The sequence below is a fragment of the Aliikangiella sp. G2MR2-5 genome (genome assembly GCF_015687155.1).
Classification (GTDB): Bacteria; Pseudomonadota; Gammaproteobacteria; order Enterobacterales; family Kangiellaceae; genus Aliikangiella.
In genome coordinates this window covers 183003-208939 of the sequence record NZ_JADPQF010000008.1, presented here as the reverse complement: position 1 = coordinate 208939, position 25937 = coordinate 183003, and the positions used below count along the sequence as shown (strand labels likewise).

At 40.8% G+C, this 25937-nt stretch carries 21 protein-coding genes; 6 read left to right on the top strand and 15 right to left on the bottom strand.

Translation table 11 applies throughout. The features are described from left to right. Nucleotides 1–16: 16 nt before the first annotated feature. Nucleotides 17–2035 (bottom strand): beta-propeller domain-containing protein, encoded by a 2019-nt coding sequence (locus IYN84_RS20095; protein WP_196141064.1) that lies wholly within the window; start codon nucleotides 2033–2035, stop codon nucleotides 17–19. 251 nt (nucleotides 2036–2286) lie between these two features. On the opposite strand from IYN84_RS20095, the gene IYN84_RS20090 reads away from it, so the two are divergent. The 4 genes from IYN84_RS20090 (at nucleotide 2287) to IYN84_RS20075 (ending at nucleotide 5696) form a co-directional block, all read left to right on the top strand. Beyond that, nucleotides 2287–3237 carry a MipA/OmpV family protein gene (locus tag IYN84_RS20090; RefSeq protein WP_196141063.1) on the top strand — a complete coding sequence of 317 codons (951 nt, stop codon included), beginning with the start codon at nucleotides 2287–2289 and terminating at the stop codon, nucleotides 3235–3237. Nucleotides 3238–3392: 155 nt separating this feature from the next. Further along, the gene (locus tag IYN84_RS21765) at nucleotides 3393–3698 is read left to right on the top strand and encodes a DUF3019 domain-containing protein (RefSeq protein ID WP_196141062.1); all 306 of its coding nucleotides are present in this window, start codon (nucleotides 3393–3395) and stop codon (nucleotides 3696–3698) included. 16 nt (nucleotides 3699–3714) lie between these two features. Then, nucleotides 3715–4422 carry a response regulator transcription factor gene (locus tag IYN84_RS20080; protein WP_196141061.1) on the top strand — a complete coding sequence of 236 codons (708 nt, stop codon included), beginning with the start codon at nucleotides 3715–3717 and terminating at the stop codon, nucleotides 4420–4422. After that, nucleotides 4419–5696: an ATP-binding protein gene (locus IYN84_RS20075; protein ID WP_196141060.1), complete on the top strand. Its 1278-nt coding sequence runs from the start codon at nucleotides 4419–4421 to the stop codon at nucleotides 5694–5696. The genes IYN84_RS20080 and IYN84_RS20075 overlap by 4 nt, the downstream gene beginning before the upstream one ends. A gap of 114 nt (nucleotides 5697–5810) precedes the next feature. Here IYN84_RS20075 and ispG read toward each other — a convergent pair whose 3' ends face one another. The 6 genes from ispG to IYN84_RS20045 all read right to left on the bottom strand — a co-directional run bounded on the left by ispG (nucleotide 5811) and on the right by IYN84_RS20045 (nucleotide 11798). After that, nucleotides 5811–6947, bottom strand: coding sequence for a flavodoxin-dependent (E)-4-hydroxy-3-methylbut-2-enyl-diphosphate synthase (ispG, locus tag IYN84_RS20070; RefSeq protein WP_196141059.1), 1137 nt, complete (start codon nucleotides 6945–6947; stop codon nucleotides 5811–5813). Nucleotides 6948–7038: 91 nt separating this feature from the next. Further along, on the bottom strand, nucleotides 7039–8121 hold the full coding sequence (locus IYN84_RS20065; protein ID WP_196141058.1) for a RodZ domain-containing protein: 1083 nt from the start codon (nucleotides 8119–8121) through the stop codon (nucleotides 7039–7041). Continuing rightward, entirely contained in the window at nucleotides 8112–8909 is a 798-nt protein-coding gene (gene pilW / locus IYN84_RS20060; RefSeq protein WP_196141057.1) for a type IV pilus biogenesis/stability protein PilW, read from the bottom strand. Before pilW ends, IYN84_RS20065 begins: the two co-directional genes overlap by 10 nt. A 93-nt stretch (nucleotides 8910–9002) precedes the next feature. Then, nucleotides 9003–10112, bottom strand: a complete 1110-nt coding sequence (gene rlmN, locus IYN84_RS20055) for a 23S rRNA (adenine(2503)-C(2))-methyltransferase RlmN (protein ID WP_196141056.1) — start codon at nucleotides 10110–10112, stop codon at nucleotides 9003–9005. Between the two features lie 114 nt (nucleotides 10113–10226). Further along, nucleotides 10227–10658 carry a nucleoside-diphosphate kinase gene (gene ndk / locus IYN84_RS20050; RefSeq protein ID WP_196141055.1) on the bottom strand — a complete coding sequence of 144 codons (432 nt, stop codon included), beginning with the start codon at nucleotides 10656–10658 and terminating at the stop codon, nucleotides 10227–10229. A 189-nt stretch (nucleotides 10659–10847) separates the two neighbouring features. Next, entirely contained in the window at nucleotides 10848–11798 is a 951-nt protein-coding gene (locus IYN84_RS20045; protein ID WP_196141054.1) for a winged helix-turn-helix domain-containing protein, read from the bottom strand. Nucleotides 11799–12048: 250 nt separating this feature from the next. On the opposite strand from IYN84_RS20045, the gene IYN84_RS20040 reads away from it, so the two are divergent. Continuing rightward, entirely contained in the window at nucleotides 12049–13410 is a 1362-nt protein-coding gene (locus IYN84_RS20040; RefSeq protein ID WP_196141053.1) for a hypothetical protein, read from the top strand. A gap of 252 nt (nucleotides 13411–13662) precedes the next feature. Here IYN84_RS20040 and IYN84_RS20035 read toward each other — a convergent pair whose 3' ends face one another. After that, on the bottom strand, nucleotides 13663–14469 hold the full coding sequence (locus IYN84_RS20035; protein ID WP_196141052.1) for an MBL fold metallo-hydrolase: 807 nt from the start codon (nucleotides 14467–14469) through the stop codon (nucleotides 13663–13665). A gap of 10 nt (nucleotides 14470–14479) precedes the next feature. Continuing rightward, on the bottom strand, nucleotides 14480–15268 hold the full coding sequence (locus tag IYN84_RS20030) for a crotonase/enoyl-CoA hydratase family protein (protein WP_196141051.1): 789 nt from the start codon (nucleotides 15266–15268) through the stop codon (nucleotides 14480–14482). A gap of 258 nt (nucleotides 15269–15526) precedes the next feature. On the opposite strand from IYN84_RS20030, the gene IYN84_RS20025 reads away from it, so the two are divergent. Beyond that, nucleotides 15527–17410, top strand: a complete 1884-nt coding sequence (locus tag IYN84_RS20025; protein ID WP_196141050.1) for a DUF1631 family protein — start codon at nucleotides 15527–15529, stop codon at nucleotides 17408–17410. 209 nt (nucleotides 17411–17619) lie between these two features. Here the strand turns inward: IYN84_RS20025 and IYN84_RS20020 are convergent, their stop codons facing one another. The 6 genes from IYN84_RS20020 to IYN84_RS19995 form a co-directional block, all read right to left on the bottom strand. Further along, nucleotides 17620–18468 (bottom strand): hypothetical protein, encoded by an 849-nt coding sequence (locus IYN84_RS20020; RefSeq protein WP_196141049.1) that lies wholly within the window; start codon nucleotides 18466–18468, stop codon nucleotides 17620–17622. A 227-nt stretch (nucleotides 18469–18695) separates the two neighbouring features. Then, nucleotides 18696–19073 carry a hypothetical protein gene (locus IYN84_RS20015; RefSeq protein WP_196141048.1) on the bottom strand — a complete coding sequence of 126 codons (378 nt, stop codon included), beginning with the start codon at nucleotides 19071–19073 and terminating at the stop codon, nucleotides 18696–18698. 302 nt (nucleotides 19074–19375) lie between these two features. Beyond that, entirely contained in the window at nucleotides 19376–20887 is a 1512-nt protein-coding gene (locus IYN84_RS20010) for a hypothetical protein (RefSeq protein WP_196141047.1), read from the bottom strand. A 223-nt stretch (nucleotides 20888–21110) separates the two neighbouring features. Beyond that, entirely contained in the window at nucleotides 21111–21470 is a 360-nt protein-coding gene (locus IYN84_RS20005) for a VOC family protein (RefSeq protein WP_196141046.1), read from the bottom strand. Nucleotides 21471–21558: 88 nt separating this feature from the next. After that, entirely contained in the window at nucleotides 21559–25224 is a 3666-nt protein-coding gene (locus IYN84_RS20000) for an ATP-binding protein (RefSeq protein WP_196141045.1), read from the bottom strand. Then, nucleotides 25224–25937 (bottom strand): DUF4194 domain-containing protein, encoded by a 714-nt coding sequence (locus IYN84_RS19995; protein WP_196141044.1) that lies wholly within the window; start codon nucleotides 25935–25937, stop codon nucleotides 25224–25226. The genes IYN84_RS20000 and IYN84_RS19995 overlap by 1 nt, the downstream gene beginning before the upstream one ends.

Genomic DNA, 25937 nt, shown 5'->3' with positions numbered 1-25937 from the left:
CGCTACTATTTGGTACCTAAAAAGGACCTATAACATTGTGGAAATCATCCTGTAAACTAGCCTTAAGCTGGTTGCCCTGAAGATAATAAACTGCATCCTGATGAAGCAGGCTTCGAGCTCTCCCCCAATGTAACTCATACTCAAGGTCTTGTGAGGAGGCATTAAGCATTACCCCTTGTGACTGCATGCCAATTTCGCCGCTCTCAAGTCCATCTAACACAAACAGGTGCAGGCTTGTATCTACCCAGCCATCACTTTCTGAATAACTATGTACCGGTATGGCTATCTGCATTGAATCTGGGGTAAAGCTAACTGAACTAAAGGCTTTCATATCCCAAAGGACTTCACTCCAGCTTCCGTTACTTCCTATAATTTGAGTATCCTTAACCTGTGGATCAGAAGGGTCCCGAAGATCATAAAGCTCGACTTTAAAACCTGCAAACTGATTGTCAACAACATGTTGCCCCATGCCAATTAGCCACCCCTCACTAATGGGGTGAAGGTATCGTGAAAATCCAGGCATCTCGAGTTCACTCAAAATTCTGGGAGCATCAGGGTTGGATAAATCAAGTTGATATAGCGGATCCATCCTTTCATAAGTCACTATATAAGCCTTATCTTCAACGAAGCGAACTGCAAATATATCTTCACCGGGCTTGCCTATAGCTTCAGGAGCCTGATCGTTTGGTAGCTGGCTGCGCAAGCTAAGCTCACCTTCCATCTCTCTTAGTATTGAAAGCTTATGCGTCGGTTGTCCATTTTTCCACTCAGACGTCACTACCCGTAGATCGTCTTGATATTCACTCATTCTCATGCTTGGATCTGCCCAACCTAAAGAGCCCTCAAGCTGCCCACTCGCTCGATATTCAACTCCATTGTTGGTCAGAGCAAACTTATGAATAGTAGTCGCTTCTTCACTATCCCAATCAAACCAGCTAACATCCCCACTGGCACCAAGGTAGATATTTTCGGGGGAGCTATAAATCCCGTGAACATTTGTATTAAGACAAATGGAAGACTCTAGCTTCATATCAGACAAGTTAATACTGGTCAGGGTAATGATATCTGCATATCCATGAGTCGACTCAATGTCCTCGGCTACCAGGCAATCTTCGGCTTCGACTAACAAATTTATCGCACCATTATTTAATTGATAGTGTGGCAAAAGATCAGATAGAGGGGTTGTTTGGATGAGTAATTCATTTTCACGTTTTTCCTTATCACTCTGTGGATTGTAGTTCAGTCCATCAATACCAGGAACAAAGCGGCTAACTAGATAGAGTTTATTTCCAATTCGGCGAGAGCCCTCCAGGTTCCCCTCAAATTCAATTTTCCACAAACTTGCCGGTGATGACGGCTCATTAACATCGAAAACAATCACTTCGGATTTGCCACTATGCCAATTCCAGTCCTCTTCCACGAAACTTTCGTATGCATATGCGTACTCTGTTGCAGAAAGACGTAGGAGCCTTTTGTCCTCTCCATCCTCGACAAAATATAACCCTTTACTGGCCATGTTATCAGAGTTTGGAATTCTAGCGATTTCTTGTGCGTTAGCCTGCGCAGGTTCGGTTAACATTATCCTGGTCGCCGTCTGGCCACTGGAATCGCTTACCGGAAAGTAGCTCTCTTCTGAAAGATAGAGATACTCTCCATCAAACTTGAGCCGATCAGCCTCATCCACCCCCTGTTCATACAGATTCGTCCCGGAAAACTGGCTAGTGGTAATAGTCTGATCACCTGCGGTTGTCTCAGCCTGAGTGAGATATATCAAGTTATTCTGGTCGATTCTAATGCGAATTCCATTTTTGATATACTCCTCAAATGTTCCAGACGGGACTCCAACCAGAGGTTTTTCACTAATCGGAGCCGACTCTAATTTTGAATAGTCGATATCAATATCAATTTCCTCTCCACTCTGACAAGCGGTTAAAAGTCCAAGGGATATACTAAAAACGAAACTGAGAGCTATCGGCAAGTTCAATATTCTCTGATGCTTCTTTATTGAAGACTTTGTTATTTGTTCTTGATTCACGTTTTTCTCCTGAAACTCCGTGGTAATGTTGGATAAGAGCTAGCAACGAAGGCCTAGATGCATACCTACACTTTAATCTGGCGAATCAGAGTTATCTGTTTAGTATTTGATTGAATTTGTGAAAATCTGTTAATCTCGGCAGATTACAGTTTTTAACAAAAATTTACCCAAAGACTGTGGAATCGCCCTTGAAGTTGAGTCAGGATTAACAAAAGCCGTTTTATAAACACCTATATTCAATCGATACTTTCGTGCAAAATCTTTTTATTAAACAGTCACTGTTCTTTTTAATGACAATGTTGAGTTTGTCATCATTTCTGTTTGCTGAAGAAAAAGAGCTATTTAATATTCCAAACGACATTCAGATAATCACTTGTTCAGATGTGTCAACAAATGAAACTTGCGAAAATAGCAATGATGAGTTTGTTAAGAAAGGCGAATGGTCACTAGGCTTCTCCGTTGGACTGGGAGCCAGAACTAACCCGCTAGTCGACGGCGACAATATTCCACTAATACTACTCCCCTCGTTTAGTTACTATGGCGATCATTTTTTTATCGATAATCTTGATATCGGCTATACCCTCTTTGAGAGCAAGTCATGGACCCTAAATATTCTGACAACTCCGGCATATGACAGAGTATTTTTTCACGATTGGGATGTGGGCAATATTCTTGTAGATATTGGCGTATCAGGTTCCCCAACAAACAATCCCGATATGGGGTTTGCCGACCAGGAAGATCAGGTTACCCAAATAACAGCTTTTGATCTTAAAGATAGAAAAATGAGTTGGATGGCCGGTATTGAAGTCAGTACAGATCTTGCTGCTTCACAACTCCAACTTTCACTTTTAAAAGAAATAACAGATAACCACGGAGGTAAAGAAATAAGATTGGCCTATGCTACCGATATCCCGAGTACAAGCTGGACAACAGCGATAGGTTTAACCTGGAAAGATCAATATATGACAGATTATTACTACGGAGTAGACGACTCCGAAATTGTCGATGATCGCGGGGCTTACCAGACTAGCAGCAGTTTATCTCCTTTCTTTCGATTAAACTGGTTAAGTAAAGAAAAAGGAGAAAGCTTCTGGAGATTCAATATAGAGTACCAGCGACTGGATAAAACAATTTCCAATAGCCCAATTGTTGATAACAGTTCAGTGACTACGATCTTCTTTGGCAAAACTTTTCGATTTTAAATAGCAAATAATAGCGAGAATACTAACAAGGAATAGTAATTATCAAAGGGTGTTTCCGGAACTTACAGGTTGCAATTTTTTTTACCGGATTGTTCGCAGGCTCGTCTAGTTTTGAGGCTAAGTCAAGCGAGCGGCAGGAGCCGGCAGGTCTTTTTGTGTCTCCAAAATTTTGCTTAATTAGCGCTCAAGAGTCTTATTGTGAAGTTGAGCTTAAAATAGAGTGGCGCACGTCCGCTGCAGGTGACTACTGCTTACATTCTAATTACAAAGAAGCCTCTCTACACTGCTGGCATAACACAAACTATGGAAATGGACTTATCAAAATAAAGACTTCCGCTAGCCTTGAGTTTTTTCTGATTGAAGAAAATTCAAACAAGAGAATTTATTCGCATAAAGTAATATTACAAAAACAGACAAACGAATATAGAAAGAAACGTAGAAACCCCTGGCAATTTTACTAATAATAAAGATTTGAATATGGATATTTCCTACAACAAAATATTACTGGTCGAAGATGACATAAAGCTTGCATCGCTAACCAGTGAGTATTTGAAAGAATCAGGTTTTAATGTTGAACACATTGAAGATGGCGACAAGGTAATCGACAAGTTCAATCAATTCAGACCCTCTTTGGTAATTCTGGATATCATGCTTCCTGGCAAGGATGGTATGACATTATGTAAAGAACTCAGAAACATATTCAGCGGTCCGATATTAATGCTTACTGCAAGAAACGAGGCATTCGATCAAGTACTCGGTCTCGAGTTTGGTGCAGATGACTATGTCATTAAACCTGTAGAACCAAGAGTGCTTCTAGCGCGAATAAAAGCGCTGATGCGAAGGATTTCACTTTCGCCCAAAAAATCAGAACAGATTACATTTGGAGAGCTAGAGATCAACCTGGATGCGCGCAGAGTTAGTTTGCAGGAAAAGGAGGTCATTGTTTCATCTCATGAATTTGATCTGCTATTATATCTTGCTCAAAATCCGGGCAAAATTTTAAGCAGGGATCAGTTGTTCCTAAAGCTATACAATCGTCCCTATGATGGCTTTGACCGGTCTATTGATGTCCGCATATCTCAGCTCCGTAAGAAGTTAGGAGATGATGCAGAGGAACCGTTCAGAATTAAGACAATATGGGGAAAAGGTTATCTTTTTATTGCTTCCGCCTGGAGTAACTGTTGACCTTATCTCAGCAAATATTTCTTAAACTTTATCTGGTCGTAATTAGCTCAATAGTACTTGTCGGCTGGGGAATCAATTATTTTTGGCAAAACTCATCAGACTCAATTGATGAGCTCGATGCATATAAAACAACAATAAACCTACTCTCAACAAAATCAGTAAAGGAAGACTGGAACTCGATAATTACGAAATATAATCAGATATCAAAACACCACTTCTCAATAGTTTCGTTATCTGAAATCCATGGCGGTTCACTCGTTCAACAACTCCAAAACAACAATATCATTTCAGTGGATGGGGAAAACTCTCAATTAACTTTTTATAAAAAAGTTGAAGGGCAAGAACTGGTGCTAATGATGCAGGTAAAACAAGAAGAATCTAACGAGTCGAGCAAACTTTATTGGCTAGTTCTGTTCTATTGCATCGTAGCAATTTTGGTTTATCTATGGACTCGACCACTTGCAAGAGACTTAAAACGTCTTCAGGATGCAGCCTCAGCCTTTGAGAAAAAACAGTTTGAATCGAGAGTTGAAGTTTCAAAAGGCTCTTCTGTTGCTTCTCTGGCAAATGCTTTTAACCAGCTTCTGGACAGAATAGGCCAACTGATTAAAGATCAAAAAGAAATGTCTCATGCTATTTCTCATGAACTAAGAACTCCTCTGGCAAGAATCCGTTTTTCTCTTGAAATGATTAGTAAAACTGAATGCATGGAAACCATCAAAAGCAAAGCTGACAGTATTCGTGAAGATATTAGTGAAATTCAGCTGTTAGTAGACGAGTTACTCAATTTTTCCGCGCTAGACAAAACTGTCGCCTTAAACAAGGAGAAAGGGGATCTATCAAAGCTAATAGAAAGTTTAACAGAGAAACTAAAGCAAAATATTGCTGATAAAGAATTTTCCATATCGTTACCATCATTATCAAAGGCCATCTACTGTGACGGCTATCTAATTGAAAGAGCTATACAAAATCTGTTAGTTAATGCGGGGAAGTATGCCAAAAACAAAGTGTCTGTTTCGTTAAGCTATAGTGAAGAATCTGCGATCATTCTTGTTGAAGATGATGGAAAAGGAATTGAAAAGAAATACAGAGATAAAATCTTCGAAAGTTTCTTTCAAATCAAGTCGACGGGTGATCACAAAAAAGGCTTTGGACTAGGTCTGGCAATAGTAAAAAAAATTATTGATATTCACAAGGGGAGCATCAGTGTAGAGACCAGTAGTCTTAATGGTGCCTTGTTTAAAGTAGTATTACCTTTGCGCGAAGAAAATTAACCATCCAAATGAATAACCGCAGGAAATAAACTTCCTGACCAGGTAATAGAATTATAACCTGTTTAAAATTACAGGTATCAGTCAAATTAAAAATTGATATCTGAATGAAGCCGACTAGAGTTGACTAACGTTAATAGAACCTTCGCCTTTAGTTTTTTCTTTTAACTGCTCTTCTCTGGCAGCAAGTTTGGCTCTCACTTCCTTTTCTATTGAGTCAACCAGCTCAGTATTATCGATCTTGTGACTTTTTTCACCACCTTGATATAACAGGCTAGCATTCTGACCACCGGTTAGCCCCAAATCAGCCTCTTTAGCTTCACCCGGGCCATTTACAACACAGCCAATTATTGCAACATCCAATGCTTCGCGAACATCTTCGAGACGCATTTCTAGTTCGTTAACTGTTTTAATTACATCAAACTGCTGACGAGAGCAGGATGGACAGGCGATAAAATTAATTCCGCGCTGTCTCAATCCCAGAGATTTCAGAATATCGAAGCCGACTTTAATTTCTTCAACCGGATCGGCGGCTAATGAGACACGAATCGTGTCGCCAATACCTTCGGCTAATAACATTCCTAATCCAACAGCTGATTTCACAGCACCAGCCCTCAATCCTCCCGCTTCTGTAATTCCGAGGTGTAAGGGTTGATCAATTTGGCTCGCGAGCTGACGATAGGCTGAAACCGTCATAAAAACATCAGAAGCTTTTAAACTGATTTTGTAATTTTGAAAGTCGTGACGATCAAGAATATCAATATGACGAAATGCTGACTCTACCAAAGCTTCAGGAGTGGGCTCACCATATTTTACTTGTAAATCTTTTTCCAAAGAACCTGCATTGACACCAATTCTAATTGGAATATTCATATCTCGAGCTTTTTCAATCACTGCTTTCACCCGATCTTCCTTGCCGATATTGCCAGGGTTGATACGCAAACAGTCGACACCGTAATCAGCCACTTTGAGCGCAATCTTATAATCAAAGTGAATGTCCGCCACCAAAGGTACCGGAGAAGATGCTTTAATTTGCTTAAACGCCTCAGCGGCATCCATTGTCGGGACAGAAACACGAACAATATCGGCTCCGGCATCAGCAATTTTATTGATTTGTGCAAGAGTTGCTTGAACATCACAAGTCTCAGTGTTTGTCATGCTCTGTACCGCAATTGGTGCATCACCACCGACAGGTACATTACCAACCATAATCTGACGACTTTTTCTTCTCTTAATCCAGGAAATTCCTTTCATTACTGCTCATATCTCTAAACTGTTGTCCCTATTGGACAAGGATAATTTTAATCGTTTAAACAAGTCCTCAAAACTTGTAAAAGTTCGAACCTTACTCTAGCTCAAATGCTGCTTTACGTCCTGCTGGAAATCGAGATAAATCATAGGATTCATCATTTAATGTCAAAGATACTACTGACGGCTCTCCAAGCTGTACGCTAAATGGCGCTACGCCTTTTAGTGGCATTACCTTACCATCTTTCTTAATTCCGTTGGCCAGAACTTCACCATTGGCATCACGAATTTCTACCCAACAATCTCCTGAAAAAGTAAATACAGCGGTTATCACTGGCTCAGTTTTCAGGTTAACAGATTCAGTTTCTTCAGCTAAAGACGAAGTGCTGCTTTCATCACTGTCTGCATTTGTTTGTCCCGCTAAATTTGCAGACGCACTTTCAACATTGTCATTACTTTCTGCTTGAGAAGCGGTTTGATCTGTTTCTTTGCCAAACGCATCAACAACGGATTCTTGCTCTGATGTTTTGTCGCTCTGCAGCTCATCTTGAGCCGAAGACTGCAGAGAAAAAGTTTCCGGGTTCGTTTCTTCATCAACAATAGCCGGAGCACTTTGACCATTATCAGACAATTCGCCGGACTCCTGAGTCGTGTCCAGCTCGCTCACTCCAGATTCAACATCATTCGTCAACGAAGGACTCAGCTCTATAACATTTGCTGGTGACTCAGTTTTCTCACCTAATAACTTGGGAGAAAAACGCTTCCAGGCTTCCCAGCCAGCTAGAAAAATCAGAGAACTGACAATAAGATAAGTAACTATTTTAAAGGTTTTATTACTTGAGTTTATTTCTTTGCGACGAGAGGAAAAGCTCGATATACGCTCTATCTTTTGAACAGGAGCCTCTTCTTTTGTAGTTTGCGAGTCAAACTCTTCACATATTGTATTGATGTCCAGCCCTACAACCTGGGCATATGAACGAACATATCCTCGAATAAATGCAAGCGGAATATCTTGCTCAAACTGATTGGCTTCTATCTTCTCAACAACACCCGGCATCAAATTAAGTTTACGGGCAATATCAGCTGCAGAAAGGTTTTGGTTTTCTCTTGCTTCAGATAAAAGCTCGCCAATATTAAACTTAACAGCTTCCACTTCAGGTTCTTTTTCTACTACATCCATCTTTTTTTATCATCCAGGTAAGATGCGGTTTGCTCACTATCAGGAAATTTTTGTTCCAATATAGTCCCATAACGGGCAATGGAATCTTTGTCTCTCAGATAATGACTCGCCCGTAGAGCAAGCCACGCTGATTCAGGAGAAATAAGATTACCATCTTCATAACGCTTAACATACATCATGACTCGGTTATACCGCTCCTTTTCAAACTCTATTTTGGCCATTTCCAAAAGAGCGCCGGATAAGCTACGATCTCGGTTCAACGCTTTTCTAAAATAGGATTCAGCCTTTTCTTTATCACCCTGCTTTAACGAACAAAATCCAACGTTATAGAGCGCCATACCGACCTCAGAGTAGGTAGGAATGTCGATAGCGCTGTGAAACATATTATCCGCCTTTTGGTACTCTCCTATTTCACACAGGAATGCACCGTAAGCATTATAATATCGTGGTTCCTTACTATTTATGTCGATGGCTTCATCGAAGTGTGACTTAGCTTTCTTGTATTCTTTAACTCTTTGAAAATAGATTCCAAAGGCGTAGTGCACATTGGCCGAATCAGGATTAAATTCCATTGCTTTATCCAGATGAAACTTGGCCCTCTGATAATTTGCACGGTTCAAGTAGGTGAGTCCCATATTGACTCTGTTTTCTGCAGCTCTCTTCTTATTAAATTTGGATTCCAGCGGCTTGGAAGTGGCCGCCCCAATATTATTTGTTGTGGTTTTACGTGTGGTTTCACAGGCGGAAACGGCAACCACTAATAGGATAATCGCGAGTATTCTTGTCACTATGTTGCTCCGAGCCTTTGTAATACTTGATTTTATCAAAATACAGAAAGGTTTATCTGGGCCCAAAGCGGCCCATTACTGCTCGCTTAGGGCTCAATTGATTTGTTGAACCTCAATCTCCTTTTGACGCCTCTGCTGACGTTTAGTTCGATCGGCGACTTTGCCGACTAACTGACCACAAGCAGCATCAATATCATCCCCCCGAGTTCTTCTGGTAACTACTACAAAGCCTTTTTGCAGTAGAATTTCACCAAACTTGTCGATATCCGCTTGAGTTGAAGTTTCGAAACGGGTACGCGGGAAAGGATTAAACGGGATCAAGTTTATCTTACTGGGTAAATCTTTCAAGAGTTTAGCAAGTTCTCTCGCATGTGCTGGGGTATCGTTCACACCTTTTAGCATCACATATTCGATAGTAACTTTCTTGCTGGCTTTAGAGTCCTTGATATAGTTCTTAACTGCCGGAAGCAACTTTTCAATCGGGTATTTACGGTTTAATGGTACTAATTGGCTTCGAAGCTCATTGTTTGAAGCATGGAGTGACAAGGCTAAAGCCACATCTATGCGCCCTAGCATCTTTTCCAGACCTGGTACAACTCCAGAAGTACTCAGAGTAACTCGACGTTTTGAAAGACCATAGGCAAAGTCATCCATCATCAATTCCATAGCGTTCATAACGTTATCAAAATTAAGTAATGGCTCCCCCATCCCCATCATTACGACGTTCGTGACTTTTCTTTCGCCAGTGGTTTTCAGACTCCCCAGCCTTCTCGCGGCAAACCAGACCTGGCCTATAATTTCGCCTGTAGTCAGATCTCGGTTAAATCCCTGTTGAGCGGTAGAACAGAAAGCACAGTCGACAACACAGCCGACCTGAGAAGATACACACAAGGTACCACGCTCTCCATCGGGAATAAATACGGTTTCAACAGCTTGACCATCCTGGGTTTTTAGAGCCCATTTGATGGTGCCGTCATCTGAAATTTGCTCGGTTATTATTTCTGGTCCACGAATTTCGGTAGCTTCCTGAAGCTTGGCGCGAAGGGATTTGGAAATATTGGTCATATCGTCGAAATTATCGACGTTAAATTGATGGATCCACTTTACAACCTGCGGAGCGCGAAAGGGCTTTTCACCGATATCTTCGAAGAATTTGACCATTTCATCGCGTGTCAGGTCGAGTAAATTTAACTTATCACTCATTGCATTACCTTTTTGCGAAGATGTTAGATTGTATTGGTTTCCCTGAACATTATCAGAGAATTCTCCCCTCTCCGGTTATAAGGAAAGGGGAAAGAGGCCGTAGCCAATAATATCTTATCGAGTACGTGGGCAGATTTCTTCTTCAGAGAAGAAGTAAGCAATTTCACGTGCTGCAGATTCAGGCGCGTCAGAACCGTGGACCGCATTTTCGTCGATAGAGTTAGCAAAATCAGCGCGTAATGTTCCGCGAGCAGCTTCTGCAGGGTTAGTAGCGCCCATGATTTCACGGTTAGCTTTGATCGCATTTTCGCCTTCCAAAACTTGAACCATAACAGGACCAGAAGTCATGAAAGCAACCAGGTCGTTGAAGAAAGGACGCTCTTTGTGCTCTGCATAGAAACCTTCAGCTTTTTCTTTGCTCAAGTGCATCATTTTGCTTGCAACAATTTTAAGGCCAGCGCTTTCGAAACGCGCGTAGATTTGACCGATAACATTTTTAGCCACTGCATCTGGCTTAACAATAGAAAAAGTACGTTCGATAGCCATCGAAAAACTCCAATTATTTTAATTAAATCAATACGTTAACGTAATTACTGGTAATTCGGGAAGTATCCGCAGATACTTAAGGGCGCGTATTATACACGGCTGGGTGACGTTGGTGTAGAAATGATTGAAAAAGTCGGTGTTTTTTTGAACAAAACGTTTATCTGCGGTATCGACTTTCAAAAAGGTTAACTAATTCACTTGCCTGGATAGAATAGAATTATCTATAAAATCAATAACATAAGAATCAATCAACGGTTTATTTATGGAGAGTTCTCGCGAAAGAGAAGAAATTACCGTCGCACTTCTGGCATCAACGAGATTCAGCGTTACTTTAGCGCTACCTTCACGGCTATGCCTCACCCGGCCCTCCAGTATCCAGCGAGTGCCGAATTCGCGAATCAGGTAAGGAAAAGGGTTTCGCGGCCGTTCACTTAGCGCGCTTCGAGAAAGTAACTGGACTTGAGAAAGATTAATTATTGTAGTCGCCAAACTTTCTTCCACTTCTGTGGCTATCGCTTTGAGCTCCTCGGTTTCATAGCTAAGCGGTAAAAGTGCCACTTTAGGTGTAGGACTGGCTAAAAAGTGATCGGCAAGCCACAAACTGCCGATCGCCAGAAGCGTCATTGCGGCTAGTCCGACAAACATTAACTGCCACGAAAAAAATGGGTTTTGTTTGGTTTCTTTTGCCTGACTGCCGATAACTTGCGAACTATCAAGCAGACAGGCTTTTTCCGGAACAGCCTTTCCAAACTGACTCTGCGATACATATTTAGAAGAGTTTTCTTCAAAAAAGTCACCTTTAATTTCATCGGACGGTGCCTGTAGCTCCCGTTTTTCAACCTGCGGAACCCAACGATATCCCCTTTTCGGCAATGTCTCTATAAACTGAGTAGACGGGCAATGGGTCTTCAATAGTTTTCTAAGGTCTGAGATGCATCGAGTTAAAACATCATCACTGACAATTTGATTGGTCCAAATGGTTTCGAAGAGCTCATTTCTACTAACCACCTTTCCCTGTTGCTCCAAAAGACAAGTAAGCACTTGCATATTGATAGGACCGATTCTTTCTTTGCCAATAGCAGTATCGACCTGACCGGTCTGGGGATAAATGGTTAGATTGCCGCTTTGATAAACTTCCATTCAAAAATCTGCTCAATAATCCAGGTTGATTTAATGGACTCAGTGTACCAATAAAAACTCGGAGAAAAACCCCGTATCATGTGGCTCTCAGCTTTTTCAGAGGTTTTTCTCAGGGAAATTATCCCACTGAAGTAGACAATATAGTCTGAAACATCACCTTTTGGATTAGTCGCTCCTCTGAATGACGACGCTTTAAATCGTGAAAATAAAACTTAAATCATTCCTCCCGGAAAAATACTGGAGTTAAGACATGAGTCAAACCGATAAGACCACAATGATAAAGAGGCTGAGCCTTTACCTTTTAGGACTGATTATCACCTTTTTACTTATTGTAAAAGCGATCAACCTTTCCATTTTTGACGAACAGCCCAGTGAAGGTGTCACTCAAGTAATGAAGCCATATCAAATGCCACCAGCTAGCCAAAATGCCTACTTCTATCTTTTTGGAATGCAATCTGCCGCTAGTAGAGATCCGCACTCTACCGGCCAGCGCCTCGAAGAACGTTATCGACACAATCGCGATAACCTGGGAAAAGATGAATTGAGTGATGATGACTACAATGAAATTTTAGGTGCTACTGGTTTAGACAAAGAATGGACAGAAAGATTTGAACGATGTCGCTCAAGAACAGAAGAAGGTTGTCTTCAAAAAATACTGACTCAGTTAGATGACTTAAACTTTGAGGCGCCGAGACTATCTTTAATGCTCGAACGATATCAAACGCTAATCAAATTCAGGGACTATTCTTTTCCTAATGGGTTTACTTTCTATTCCCCTCTCCCTGGATATGCAGCGCCTATGTCCTTGCAACAACTTACCCTCGCTAAGGCTTTTCAGTCTGGTCTCTCCACACGCTTCATTAGTGCTGTCGACAAAGATCTTAGATTTTGGCGAATGATACTGGATAAAGGAAGTAGTCTAATTGATAAGATGGTTGCAATTGCGGCTATCTGGAACGATTTGAAATATCTATCCGATTTTATGAATCTAAGGGAACTCAACGATTCTGACAAAGAGCAGCTGGCTAATATTTTGACTGGCTTATCCGCACAGGAAAAAGATATCAGTGAAGCCTTCATTTTAGAAGCTGCATCGATGTACCGCCAGCTAGAAAATATCAGCGATGAAGAACTGGAGAGTTTTTTTGAATCCTCCAATTGGCTGATGAATCAATTGATTCAAATAAACGCAACCAATAACGACCATTACCGATTATTTTTGGCTCCTATTCTGGAGCTATCCAAACTTGATAGTCAGGCATTTTACAAATCGCTTCCAGAAGGTTCAAGCAAGTTTGAAGACAGGGTTAAACTGTCACTTTCACCAAGCAATCTTTATAACCTCGGCGGAAAGCTTCTTCTTCAAAACAGCGGCTGGATGGCAAGCGACTATATCGCCCGCGTACACGACTTGAACGGTATGTTTGCACTGGTTTCTCTGCAACTCTCGCTAGATGGATTGAGCGATGATTCAATCGCTTCGACAATCAATAGTTCCCAATACAGAAATCCCTACACCGGCAAGCCTTTCACCTATAATGAGACGACTAAAGAGTTAGGATTTGAATGTATGAATAAAGAATCAAGCTGTAAAATTAAGCTCTCTCACTAAAGTATCTGTATTCGCAGCCGTTCCTTTCCACCTTGTTTATCCACATAAAACAAGGTGGACTTTACCACTAGGGGTAAGAAAGTATTCTCCCCCCTACAAGTATAAGTTAGTCTTCTATTTTTATAAGCTCAACCTTCTTATTAATAATTCTGAAGGTCAAAATTCGTCACCGCTTTTCCATTGGTCGTTAACCAAAAATTCTAGTCCAAAACGACTATATAACAAATGACTTAAATAGAGCTCAATCAAAAGCTAGAGCATAACCTTTAACGCTTGTTCAATCAGATTAATCTTGGAAATATTAAAACCACTCAAATAAGAGAGCATTCCTTCTTTACCCAGCAAACGCTTAACAATTTTCTTGGACGAAACGCCCTGTTTTTGTAAATCTTGAGCCTGTTCAACCAGAGCTTCCAGATGATTTAACTTATCAGTCATTGCCGCCTTTCCATTTTCGACGATTCCGCGGTGCGGACAAAAGATCACTTCGAAATCCAATGCCACGACTTTGCGAATACTTTCGATAAGCTGTTGCAAATTTTCATCACTGCGGAAATATTTGATCGAACGAGAAATATACAAATCGCCACTAAAAAACCAGCCTTTTTCGGGTAAGAACAAGCAGGTGAGATCTTTGGCGTGTCCAGGTGTGTGTACCGGAATAACGCGAGAGCCATCGGATAAACTGAGTTCCTCCGGCATGGTTTGTGTGTCAGCCGGAATAGGACCTCCCCAGACCAGGCGCTGAACAGGAGGCACGTAATAACCTTCGGCAATTTTCTTTTGGCTTAGCGCCGGCGCGTAGGGAAGCAGATTAAACATTTTGCCGATATTAGCGGCGTTACCGCTGTGGTCTTCATGGTGATGGGTGATAAAAACCTGGCGAATTGATTTATCCGATAAATATTCCTGCACAAACTGCCACTGATTGGGTGGCCCGCAATCAATCAAAATGTCGTCTATACGGTAAACAATAAAAGTTGTATTGATCCCCATGTCCACTTTACCGACGCGGATCCCTTCAACATTTTGATGATGGTATCGATTTCTTATCGGCATCTTTCAGCCCCTATCGATAGACGGCTGTAGTGTCGCCCTGCGCTCGCTTAACAGCGACCCGTTGGTTCTTTCCACTGATTATTTTAAGCTGGTTTAAAGTCTCTTTGGCGAGGATTCTGCGTTCTCGAACGCACCAGATTTTGTGATAAAGCTTTTTGATAACCCTGCAGGTATCCGGTGAACGTTCAATCAACTGTTCAGCCAGTTCGACGGCACTTTCCAGAGGGCTCTCGCTGATTTGAGTGACCAGACCAATTTTAAGCGCTTCCTCGGCAGAAACAGGGTTAGAGGTCATCGCCAGTTTCATTGCCTGATCATTAGGGACGCACTCACTTAACCCTGGTGTTCCGCCCATATCGGGGATCAATCCCCATTTGGACTCCATTATGGCGAGAGAAGCATCAGTTGATGCGATTCGGAAATCTCCACCGAGCGCAATTTGCATCCCGCCCCCCCAACATTTTCCGTGAAGGGCCATAATGACCGGAACTTTCAACCGACGCCAGCCGACTGATACGCGCTGCGCCAGGTTAGCGTTACCCGGAAGCCACTTCCACAAAAGTTTGATCGCGGCTGCTCGACTTTTTAGCACCGATTTAATATCCAGTCCGGAGCAGAAACTTTCTCCAACACCAGAAACAATCACCACTCGGACTTCAGGAAGCTTTTTGATCTTTTTAATACACTCATCAATGGCTATAAACATCGCCATATCAATGGCATTGTGCTTTTCGGGACGATTTAAAGTAACAAAAGCGATACCCTTATCTACTTTTAACTCAACTCGATTTTCTGACATAAGCCTGCTCTCATAAGTTTATGAGTTAACCATATCAGATCCGACCAGTTAAGGCGAGAGTTAGAACTTGATGAATGATGATCTCATTGGCTTACAGCAGATTGGGTAGTAAGTTTCAAACATTCGGTGGGGATTAACAACTATAATGAAAATAAGAAAACACTAAAGGGTGCTTTCACCTGTTAGCAACTAGCTTCCCGATTAAAAGTGGGAGTTGAAAGCAAGATCATTAAAATTATCATTGGCATTGGTCATTTAATGACACCTCAAGACTCAACAGATACACACGAAAACCAGGCACTGATCAAGTCCTTGTATGCCTGGAAATTGTCAGGAACACACTCGTCGAACAACGAGTTATCTGAATTAACAATTCAATGTATCAATCAGATAGCTATCAAAGCTCAGTTTGAGGACCTTGAGCACGTAATTCTTTATTTTCACAAGCAACCCGAATTTCGGGACCTTTTTAAGGAAGTACCAACAGTCCTGGAAATTGGCAAATTAATTCAACGACTCTTCCTGCTGTTAGGCCCTGAAAAAATATTTTCGAAAGCAGTCACCAAGAGTCTGGGACGTTTGAGGGGGATATTTTTCAAGATCTCCATTATTGATGAGGACTTTCTAACCAAATCAACACATCGAGGACGCCTTTATCTGTCTTCTTTAAATCAATTGGGAATATCGCTTTCGGAAGAAAATGAAATTTGTCGAGAGCTTGATGAGTGCATTTCTTCTCTTTGCAGGGAAGGTCTAAAAAGCAATAGTAAAACAAGCATAGAAAACACTCTCAAAACAGAACTTGCCTCTTTAAACGAACTGATAAGCGACATCGAAAAGCGAGCGAGAATTTTTGAGAAGCGAAGTAAAGAAACCGCACAAGGTCAGGCCAAAATCACGATTGCTAAAAACTGGGCAAAAAAGCGTCTGGAAGAGCTAAAGAATAATTTTACACTTCCAAAAGTTATTGACAATATGCTAACAGAACATTGGTTTAATGTTCTCTATCTTGAACACCTGAAAGGAGGTGACGAAGAATCAAGTAGCGAAATTACTGCAAAGCGAGTAATTGTTAGCCTTCAACCGGTAAAATATCAGGAGCAGCTGGATAAATTTCTGATCCTAAAATCGAGTCTACCCGAAGATTTGTTGCACGGATTTTCGCTTACTACTATTTCAGAAAGCGAACTAGAAGAGCTTCTACAGGCACTGCATTTATATCACGAAGGAATTGAAAAAAGCGCGAGAAATCAAATAAAGGAAGGTTCGACCGAGAAAATAGTCAGACTCCAACCGATGAGCCTTGAAAAGCAGGAGAAACTGGCAGAAGAAAGAGCATTACTTCAGGAACAACTTGAAAGGATCAGAGTTCAATCTGTTAACGAATGGGTAGACAGCCATTTTGAAAATGATGTCAAAGAAACACCTATCACAAAAGAACCGATAAACAATAGTCTATATTTGAATGAAAAAATATTGGACAAACTAAAAATTGGTTCCTGGTTTGATCTACACCAGGGTAGCAAGACTTTACGGTGTAAGCTTTTATCATTCCAGCATGAAATGGAGACAAGCCTATTTGTTAACTTTCAAGGACAAAAAGTACTGGAAGCAACAAATGAAGAACTAGTTGAGCTTCTGGAGAAAAAAAGGCTAGTCCAACTCATCTATGACTCATCATTTGATAGTGCTTACGAAAAATCTCTAGCTCTGTCACGAATGGAGAAGAAACAGCAAGAGCAAGAAGAGAAAATCAAGCAGGAAATGCAGAAAAAGGAAAAAGATAAAAAGATTGCTGCGGAAAAGGCACAACAGGAAGCTTTAAAAGTTAAAAGACTAGAACGTAAAATTCTGGTTCAGGATGCGCAACTGAAAGTGGAAAATATTGCAATCGGTTCCTGGCTGGAACTGGAGCAAGACAATAAAACAATTCGCTGTCGACTTGCGGCACGTCTTAAGTCTTCGAACTGTCTGATATTAACCGATCGACTTGGTGTGAAAATTATGGAAGCAAGCAATGAGCAAATAGCGGAACTTCTCGTAGACGAAAAGATCAGGCTATCATTTGAAGGAGATGTATTGGAAAAAACTATCGCAACCGTCCTGACTGAAAGCAGGATGATCAATCAGGGCAAAGGTTGAACATAGTTAACAGCAATTTTGCAATAAACAAAGTTACAGATAGTCGTAAATGAATTTCAGTATGCCGTGGCGGCTACTGCAATAAAGTGGATGTTTACTTAAAAAACTGTAACTGGTCGCAAAACGGCCAAAAACAGACATAAAACTTACCTAACCTTTAACACATTTCTTTCAACCTAACGAATTCAACTTTTGAGAAATAAACTCGTTTACCAAGGTTGAAAATTCATATCGAGTGTATTAGCGTAATCTTTAAACGGTTGCTCAAGGCTATCTATGAGTACCATAAATTCAGAGTAACTAATCTCACAGACTAGAGAACCCTTTTCGGCTACTATAGGAATATCTGCGCTAATCACACCTTTCTTATCTGAATAAAATTGAAGCGTTGTACCTTCTTCATCGACAAAGCCTATAAAATTGTCTGTGCCTGAGATTACGTTTTCACATAATCTTTTCGCCTCTAGAATATTTATCTTAATAGGATTGCTACTATCTACCTCTTCACCATTTTGATAAGTGCAATAAAAGACAGAGCTCAGAGCGCTGTTATTATCTTCTTCAAAAACAGCTTCAATACGGCTCTTTTCTAATTTATCAGCATTCTCCCCATAATAATATTGAGCCCAGCTCTTAAATTGAAAAGAGTTGAATGGAATCATCTTAAGTAGCCAACTAGAGCCATCATCTTCTTCATTTTCAAATTTAACAGGCCCATGTATCCATTCGTCATCGCCGTCTAACAGCCAATAGCAAAATGTAACATGCTCTTTCATCAATGCTTCGTCATCGAGCAAATCTAAAAGTTCTTCTGAAAGACCATCATAAATGCCTGGCCAAATTCCGTATTTTTCGCGAGCATGTGGACTCACTTCGGATTCATGATCAAAGCCTTTCACAATAATATTGTTTTTATAAAACAATATTATTAGGTCGTCGCCAGAACCATTTTCATATTTGGCTAATTCAACTCCACTCATCCATTCAGGATAAAAACTATAGCAACGTGTGCCCTCGTCATCATTCAATTGTACTTCCAATTCAGCAGTAACTTTCATGGATTGTCTCAAATGATCGTAGGTAACATTTCTTAGATTCATAATTTACGATTGTTCCGTATTTCTTATTTTTGATAAAATATAGCTTTCATTCTTAGGCTGTCTTGAAAAGGTAACATTGATGAACTTCATGTCTCCATTTTTGTTCTTCATCTGCCATCAATATCTTCCTATGTATAACGCTCAGCTAATAAGCGTGTAGTATTTGCGTCTTTTTCAGCGCATGATTAAATGCCACGCTCGGTGACTCCGTTATTCATTATTAGCTCTCGCGCGTTACTCAAAGTCTTAACCACTTTTAAGCGTTTCGACTCTTCTCTGAGCTTTAAAGGAAGCCGCTCGTACCATCTCTGCACTTCCCAATGATCGGCTGCTCCTATATTTTCGCGAGTGCTGCCGGGATTTTTAGTCTCATAATATTTAAGACATTCATCTAGTTGAGCTAGATTCAAAAACTGAAACGTAAATCCACACGACTCGACAAAGTACACCCATCTCTCTCCTATATTGTCGTAGTCCGATCGCTCTTCAAACCCAGGCTCTCCACAACCATACATTGCATTACCGTGATGTCCCTGAGTATATTTTTCTTTCCAGATGGCCATATAGCATTTAGCAGATTATTATCTTTACTAAATCACGATAATACGAAAATCTCTAAGATACCTAAAGTGCTTTTTATATTAAAAACAGCCGGTTAAACGATAAAGATAAAGTAAAGTCTTGTTATTATCGACAGAGCTAATACAAAAATGGACTTCATTCTACTGATCATAACAGTGGATTATTGCGCATCATGTACTATATGTGGATACCTTAACAAATTGCAAAAGAAGTTGGTATTAGACGATCACATTCGGCCATTTACGGACTCTGACAAGGCTCAATTGGTAACGTTCTCTTGTCCTTACTTCTTCAGTGATTCCAAGTGATTTTCTAACCTCATCCTTACCCCATTTGGAACTTGCTCTCTCATTAAATATTCTTTTATCAGATTTTGGCTCGTGCAGTTGCTGAGAATCTCTTCGGTAGCAAACCCTAGATCAAGTGCTAACTTTCGGATCGCAGACTCACATAAATAGAAATTTTTAGCAAGCTGTGAGAGTAAATGTCTTCTAACACTTGTAAAGGATGGGATCTCAATCAACTCATTGATGATACGCTTTTGAATCATTGAATTATTTGAATACTGACTAACAATGCTCGCACTTTCAATTTCGCACTTGGTCTTAGCGTCCATAGAGCTAGTAAGCGAGGCATTCTTGTTTAAATAGTTATTTAGAATCTCATAGAATTCACTAACCATATTTTCCGGTGCAATCTCTTCAAAAATAAGCTGAGAATCTTTTTGAAAAAGGTTAAGTAGAGCGTTATTCCTAAGCTCCAAATCTGACTCTTGAAGGTATTCGAGTAATACTTTACGAGCGCAATTCAAATTACTAGCCACAACTCTACGAACGGCAACACTTTTATCAGCCACGAGTTCCTTTATCAGCTTTTCATCTGCAATCTTCGCAACAGATGCCCTTTGCCCCGACTTTAAAGTCAGAATATGCTCAACCCCCATTCGTGCATCTACGTACATATCGAACTTTCGTTTTGATTCTTTTGGTTTAACATATGGCTGTTTTATTCGTGCTTCAATCGCTTTATCGATATCTTTGTCTGTTATCTTGGCATCCGGAAAACGTTTATTAAACTGACGTTTTGCTAACTTAACAACCTTTTCATACTTGTCTCGCATTAGACTAAGTAGTACATCTTGTGATACATGCTTAGAAATTGCTATTTGTTCTCGCTCTGCAACTCTGGAGCTATTAAGAAAAGCGTTGATTAAATCTTCATCGATACGTGGATGGCGTGCGATAATTCCTCTTAATGTCGAATCATCTTCTTTGTATAATTCGTTGAGCACCGACAAAGGGCAATTGGGATTCTTCGCTACCATTCTAGACCAAAGATAACCATCGAATGACTTAGTGCTACTCTCTCTATTTGATTTCCAGAGATATTCTACAAACTCAGACGGTAGTTTTCTGTTTTCCAGTAATTCATATTCCCACGAAAACACTCGCGCTCGCTTGAGAGCTTCAGCTACTTTATCCTTTTTTACTAAAGCCAATAAGAACAATAATAAACAAGTATCCTTTGTTTTGCGTAAGGTTTCACCTAACATTAGAATAGCATTTGCAACTCTCGACGGATTCGCAACATCTTCTGCGAGACTGGAAATATCCAGTTTTTCCTCAGGGCTATTCATAACTATTTGGATAATATTCACATCTTCGTATGAGAGTTTTCGGCATGCTTGCATAAAGCGCCGACGTTCTCCGTGCTCGCTGAAATAGTCGTCTAGCGTATTGAACATCTCTTCCATTTCAGCAATAGTTGATTCACTGAATATTTCCATATCTGACATATAAATTCCTAAGAACCTTTGATATTTAGTTTGTTTTGAGTAATACAAATAACTTCATTCAATGTCTGCTTTAAGATACCTTGGGACCATTTCCAATGGCACTCTCTCGATTTCCGCTCTAGACAAGGAGCAGAAATCGTATTTATTGTAAGATTTCACCTAGAATCAAAAACTGTCAGTTCGAGTATAAACCGATAAAAATAGATGTATTCAAGATAACTTGTCAATTATACGTTGCCACTTCAATTCGCATTCCGTCCTTATCTTTAAAAAAGATAGCGCTACCATCGGGAAACTCTTGAATTTCCGGCACTTCAAATCCTGCGTTTGCCATTGTTTCCTGAATAGATACAATTTCGTCTCTATCTTTGGCGGTAAAACCAATATGATTTAGCCCTGGAGCGAATCGACGATATTCATGCTCCGCTTCAGGCGCTTGTTTAATATCGAGGTGATTGCCATCCTCGTTGGCAAATACATGATCACGAATTTTGCTAAATCCAATCAATGGTAGAAGCGTTTCATAAAAGCTCAAATTAACTTTCAAATCTGAAAGCATAATTACGATATGATCCATTTTCATCGCTGATTAACACCTTTTACTCAATTATCCATTCTTTTGCGAAGCCATCCTATCCTTTGCAAAGCCATAAATATCTTTAGAAAGTCACCTATGGCATTGCGATTTCAGGCTCTTCATCTTCAATAGCTTCCAGTTCAGCCAAAAAGTCCAGTTCTGCCTGACGGTATACTGTGCGCTTATGGTTAGCCCACAGATCTTTGATTCTTTCTGTATTACAGACTTTTCGGTCAACCAGAACTCGCGTACTAAGCTCTCCCCGCTTAGCAGGACTTGGTACCTTAGCAAAGACAAATTCGTTACTAATCAAATCCATAAAGGGACCGCATTTACTAGTCGGCATAATAAAGACCAGCTGCAAACCGAGAGACTCCGTCAGATAATTAATCACCTCACGAGAGCGGGTTTCATCCATTTTAGAGAAAGCTTCATCCACCAAAACGGTACGTAAATGACACCGGCCTTCAGCAAAACGGAAAGCAGAAGTGATTGCTGCAGCGCGAATAATATAAGCCGGAGTTTCTAACTGCCCGCCAGAGCCAGTACCATACTCACTTAACGCGATCGGAGGCTTGCCTTCAACTTCTTTGTAGATTTCATACTGGCGATAGTTTCGATAGTCGGCGATTCTACCTAACTCTCTAAGCGCTTTGTCACTATCTTCTTCAAGTAACATGGACATCAAACGATCACGAACTTCGATTGATTTTTTGGTGAGCTTGACATCGAAAAGCGTCTGGCCTTCCGTCAGATCAGGATGCTTGATTACATCCTCAAAGAATTTGGCGTATTCTTTATATTCCGGAACCCATTCATAATCAAAGCGGAAGGTTTCACGATCATCACCGAATTTATGATTAGTCAACTCCTGATTCAACAGATCGATCTGACGCTTACCGTCATTGATCGCCTGATGGATCGAGTGACACAGATTAGTCACAAAAGTGTGGTTAAAACTTTCTTTAAGCTGTTTTAACTGTTGATGTTTTTCCAGCAAAATATTATTTTTCAGACGATTGTAAATATTATCCAGCTGTCGTTGTAACTTGATAATACTGTTAAATAGCTTGAGATCAAATTCTCCGTTAAAGGCATCATAAATTAATGCATCACCCGGCTGGCATATCTGATTATGGTTTTTAATCGAGTCATCGAGTTGTTTTTCCAACTTGAACAAAGTTGTTTCGATTTCCTGAATTTCACTTTCAGCACTGTTGGCATTGAGAGAATTTGCCTGCGAATCAGCTGTATCCAGATACTTGTCAAGATCAAAGCTCGACCAGCTTGATTGCAACTTGTTAAGTTCAGCTTCACAAGCATCGACCAGTTCGAGAGTTTCTTCCTGTTCATTACTAAGCTTGGTAAAACTCTTTACCAGCGACTCCAGACGCCCTTTTAGCTTGCCTCTTTCCTCAATTAATTTATCGCCCTCTTCTCGTCTTACTTTTTCTTCATTGGTTAAATCAAGAAGTTTTTTCTCTAACTCTTGATGATCAGAGAGGTCAATATGAGAAAGCAGGTTTTCAATTTTTTGCAGTTCACGGTGACAGGCTAAAGTCTCGCTTAGCGGCTCAGCCAAAGCGACTTTTTTAAGCTTGCCAATCCAGCCAACAAGCTCTTTAACATCCAGCATACGCTCGTTTATCTGGTTCCAACGCTCGGTTAATTTTTGAAGCTCGTATTGCTGACCGAGAAATGCCTTTTGTCTGGCTTCGACCCCAAAAACCAATTCGCTTTCACTGATATCACAACGGAAAAGAGCATAATTTCCGGAAGCAATACAGTCAACAGTAAGTCCACGTCTGGTTGTTCTTAGCTCATGTTCATCTGTTACCTGTAGCACACTTCCGTAGCTGGCTATTAAATAGTTCTTTGCGGTTGCATGAGTAAAATCCATAAGGTGAATAATCGAATCTTTGTCGAGAGTCATTCTCTGCGCGTCGCGCTGCGCTTTATAGGCCTGAATAATTCTAGCCTTGTTGGCTCTCCCCGGTAATCCTCTGACAATTCTAATTGCCTCAGCTTCATAGTCTTCATCGACAATAATGGAATATCGAGCGCCCCCCAAATAGCCTTCAATAGCAGCCTGCCATTTATCGTCAACCACTTCAACATGATCACAAAGAACACGCGGATCAGCCTTAGGACACATATTTTCAATAGCGGCAATTGCTTTATTGACATAATCAGGATAAACGACCTGTTTTTGTTCAAGGCGATCAACTATCGACTCTTTGTGTTGACGTTCTTTGGCTAACTGTTGAAAGTTTTGTTCTAATCTATCGAGATAATTGTCTACAGTGACTTTAAGTGACTTTCTCTGATCGTCAAATTCTTCCCAATGTTCAACCCAGTTATTGTTCTGGTTTTGAATTTTATTGATTTCGTCGAGCTGTTTTTCCAGTCCCTGAATATCATTCAATAGGTCCTTGCCCATCAACTGATGCATATCAAAAGTTGAATCGCTGGCTCCTGTAACCACTTTTTTTGCCGAGGTTAATGTTTTTAACTCAGCTAGCATTGGCAACTCTGTTTGAATATTCGGCGACTGAATTAATTTAATAATTTGTTTTGTTGCCTGCAAGTTTCCATCAAGCTGCTGACTTTCCATCAAGAGCCGCTGTGCTTTTAACGCAAGCGCCTGACTTTCCCGATCACGTTTTTTCTCCAGTTCATCTTTTTCCTGAAGTGCTGCTACGCCCATACGCTGCGCTTCCAGAGAAATACGTTGTTGATGAAGTTGCTCTACTCTTTGTGTGTTTATCTCTATATTTTGGTCAATTTCGGACAGCTGATTTTTAATCTGCTTTTCTTTATCTTTTGCAGTAACATAATCTTTTTGTCGGATTAAATAGTGATGCTTTGCTAGCGTGTATTTCTTTAATTTGAAATCTCTCCAAGTCTCCAGATAGTTTTGACTATAGGTTGCTGCGCCTTGAAGCACATCAACTGATTCCTGAATTTTTCCGGCATCTTTTTCCATTCCGTGAATAGTTTTTAACTGACTCGAAATTGAACGAACCGCTTCTCCAAGATCTTTCTTCTCAAGTATTTCGTCGGCAACAAAACGATTGATACTTTGTACCGGCTTATACGCCATAAAACGAGAAAACGCCTTTGCGGCCCCCATTGCTTCTGCATCAGTAACGGCATCTTTCTTACCGCGAAGCACACCATAAAGTCTGCGTAAATAAGCTCTTTTAGTATCATATTTTTCAACCGCAGATTTACCAAACAATGAAATAAGGCTGTTGTGTAAATTATCCAGCGTCAGTACCGAATTATTCGGTTGTAAGTCCGAAAGTTCGAGCGAGCGGTTTTGCTGTTGGGTAAGAATATAAAAGACAAGTTCTTCCTGACGAGCCAGTCGGTTATTACCGGCATTTTCGAGCCAAGCTCGAACACCAAGCATTGCGGTAAAAGGTTCTCCCACTTCACCTTCTGTAGGGTAAAAAGAAGCGGCCATATAGCCATCAGTAGGATTGAGACGCGAATAGCTACCATCGTCACACCCGAGGATGTATGACGCTAACGTACGAACCTTTTTTCCTCCGCGCCCTTTTTGTGTTGTCTCGTCCTGCCCCGGATTATACTGAAACAGATTTTCGTGTGCGGCCGTCATAATCGTCTGAATCATATCAGCAGCCGTTGTTTTTCCGGAACCGTTACCTCCGGAAAAAAGGTTAATTGGGCCAAACTCAAATTCACCGTTAGGCAAATTTCCCCAGTTCACCATTATCAGTTTTTTTAAGAACATTAAACTTCTCCCTCAGCCAGGTCCATTCTATCGCTTAGCACTTTGTCTTCTTCGACAGCGTCGCTCTCCTGGTCTGCTGCAGACTGACTCGGCGCAATAGCGTCAACCGCCTGGTTACTGACAAAAGTAACGATCATCGGATGGATCTTGATCCAGCCTTCGCCATTCTCAAATGCTTCTTCACTACGATACTCAATGAGTCTTAATTGGCGTAATCGCAAAAACAGTTTTTTTCGTTCGGTGATCTTGTCAGGCAAACCTCTTCCCAACAGATTTTTCATCGCAATCGTAATCGACTCTATTGAATCCAGCGCGTAGCCCTGCTCATCAATTTTTCCTTCTCTAAGCGCCTTCTCATATTGAGCACGAACAACCAGCACCAATGCAGTTTCCGTCTGGCTCAATCGCTGACGAAGTGAGCCACTCCAGGCATTATCTTCAGCTTCTTTAATCCCGGGTATTTCACTTGAAGGCGGATAGACACGTGCATATTCAAATCGCGGTTCAATTAATAACTGGATACCGATTACTGATAGATATTCTTCAACCAGATCACGGCAACGCACCAGGCGATCAAACAGGAGCTGTTCGGTCTGACTTTCCGCGCGAACTATTACCGAGTAATTCATCAACCGTAAGATGAGTTCTTTAAATTCAAATTCACTAACATCCAGTTTCTCAAGCCGTTGGCTCAGGTATTCGTTAAACTTCAT

Coding starts and splice junctions, on each gene's coding strand:
- IYN84_RS20065 (WP_196141058.1), bottom strand. CDS start 8,121: ATGGATGTAGTAGAAAAAGAACCTGAAGTGGAAGCTGTTAAGTTTAAT.
- IYN84_RS20025 (WP_196141050.1), top strand. CDS start 15,527: ATGACACCTCAAGACTCAACAGATACACACGAAAACCAGGCACTGATC.
- IYN84_RS20030 (WP_196141051.1), bottom strand. CDS start 15,268: ATGTCAGAAAATCGAGTTGAGTTAAAAGTAGATAAGGGTATCGCTTTT.
- IYN84_RS20015 (WP_196141048.1), bottom strand. CDS start 19,073: ATGGCCATCTGGAAAGAAAAATATACTCAGGGACATCACGGTAATGCA.
- IYN84_RS20045 (WP_196141054.1), bottom strand. CDS start 11,798: ATGGAAGTTTATCAAAGCGGCAATCTAACCATTTATCCCCAGACCGGT.
- rlmN (WP_196141056.1), bottom strand. CDS start 10,112: ATGAGTGATAAGTTAAATTTACTCGACCTGACACGCGATGAAATGGTC.
- IYN84_RS19995 (WP_196141044.1), bottom strand. CDS start 25,937: ATGAAGTTTAACGAATACCTGAGCCAACGGCTTGAGAAACTGGATGTT.
- IYN84_RS20080 (WP_196141061.1), top strand. CDS start 3,715: ATGGATATTTCCTACAACAAAATATTACTGGTCGAAGATGACATAAAG.
- IYN84_RS20040 (WP_196141053.1), top strand. CDS start 12,049: ATGAGTCAAACCGATAAGACCACAATGATAAAGAGGCTGAGCCTTTAC.
- IYN84_RS20000 (WP_196141045.1), bottom strand. CDS start 25,224: ATGTTCTTAAAAAAACTGATAATGGTGAACTGGGGAAATTTGCCTAAC.
- IYN84_RS20010 (WP_196141047.1), bottom strand. CDS start 20,887: ATGTCAGATATGGAAATATTCAGTGAATCAACTATTGCTGAAATGGAA.
- ispG (WP_196141059.1), bottom strand. CDS start 6,947: ATGAAAGGAATTTCCTGGATTAAGAGAAGAAAAAGTCGTCAGATTATG.
- IYN84_RS20005 (WP_196141046.1), bottom strand. CDS start 21,470: ATGAAAATGGATCATATCGTAATTATGCTTTCAGATTTGAAAGTTAAT.
- IYN84_RS20020 (WP_196141049.1), bottom strand. CDS start 18,468: ATGAAAGTTACTGCTGAATTGGAAGTACAATTGAATGATGACGAGGGC.
- IYN84_RS20035 (WP_196141052.1), bottom strand. CDS start 14,469: ATGCCGATAAGAAATCGATACCATCATCAAAATGTTGAAGGGATCCGC.
- ndk (WP_196141055.1), bottom strand. CDS start 10,658: ATGGCTATCGAACGTACTTTTTCTATTGTTAAGCCAGATGCAGTGGCT.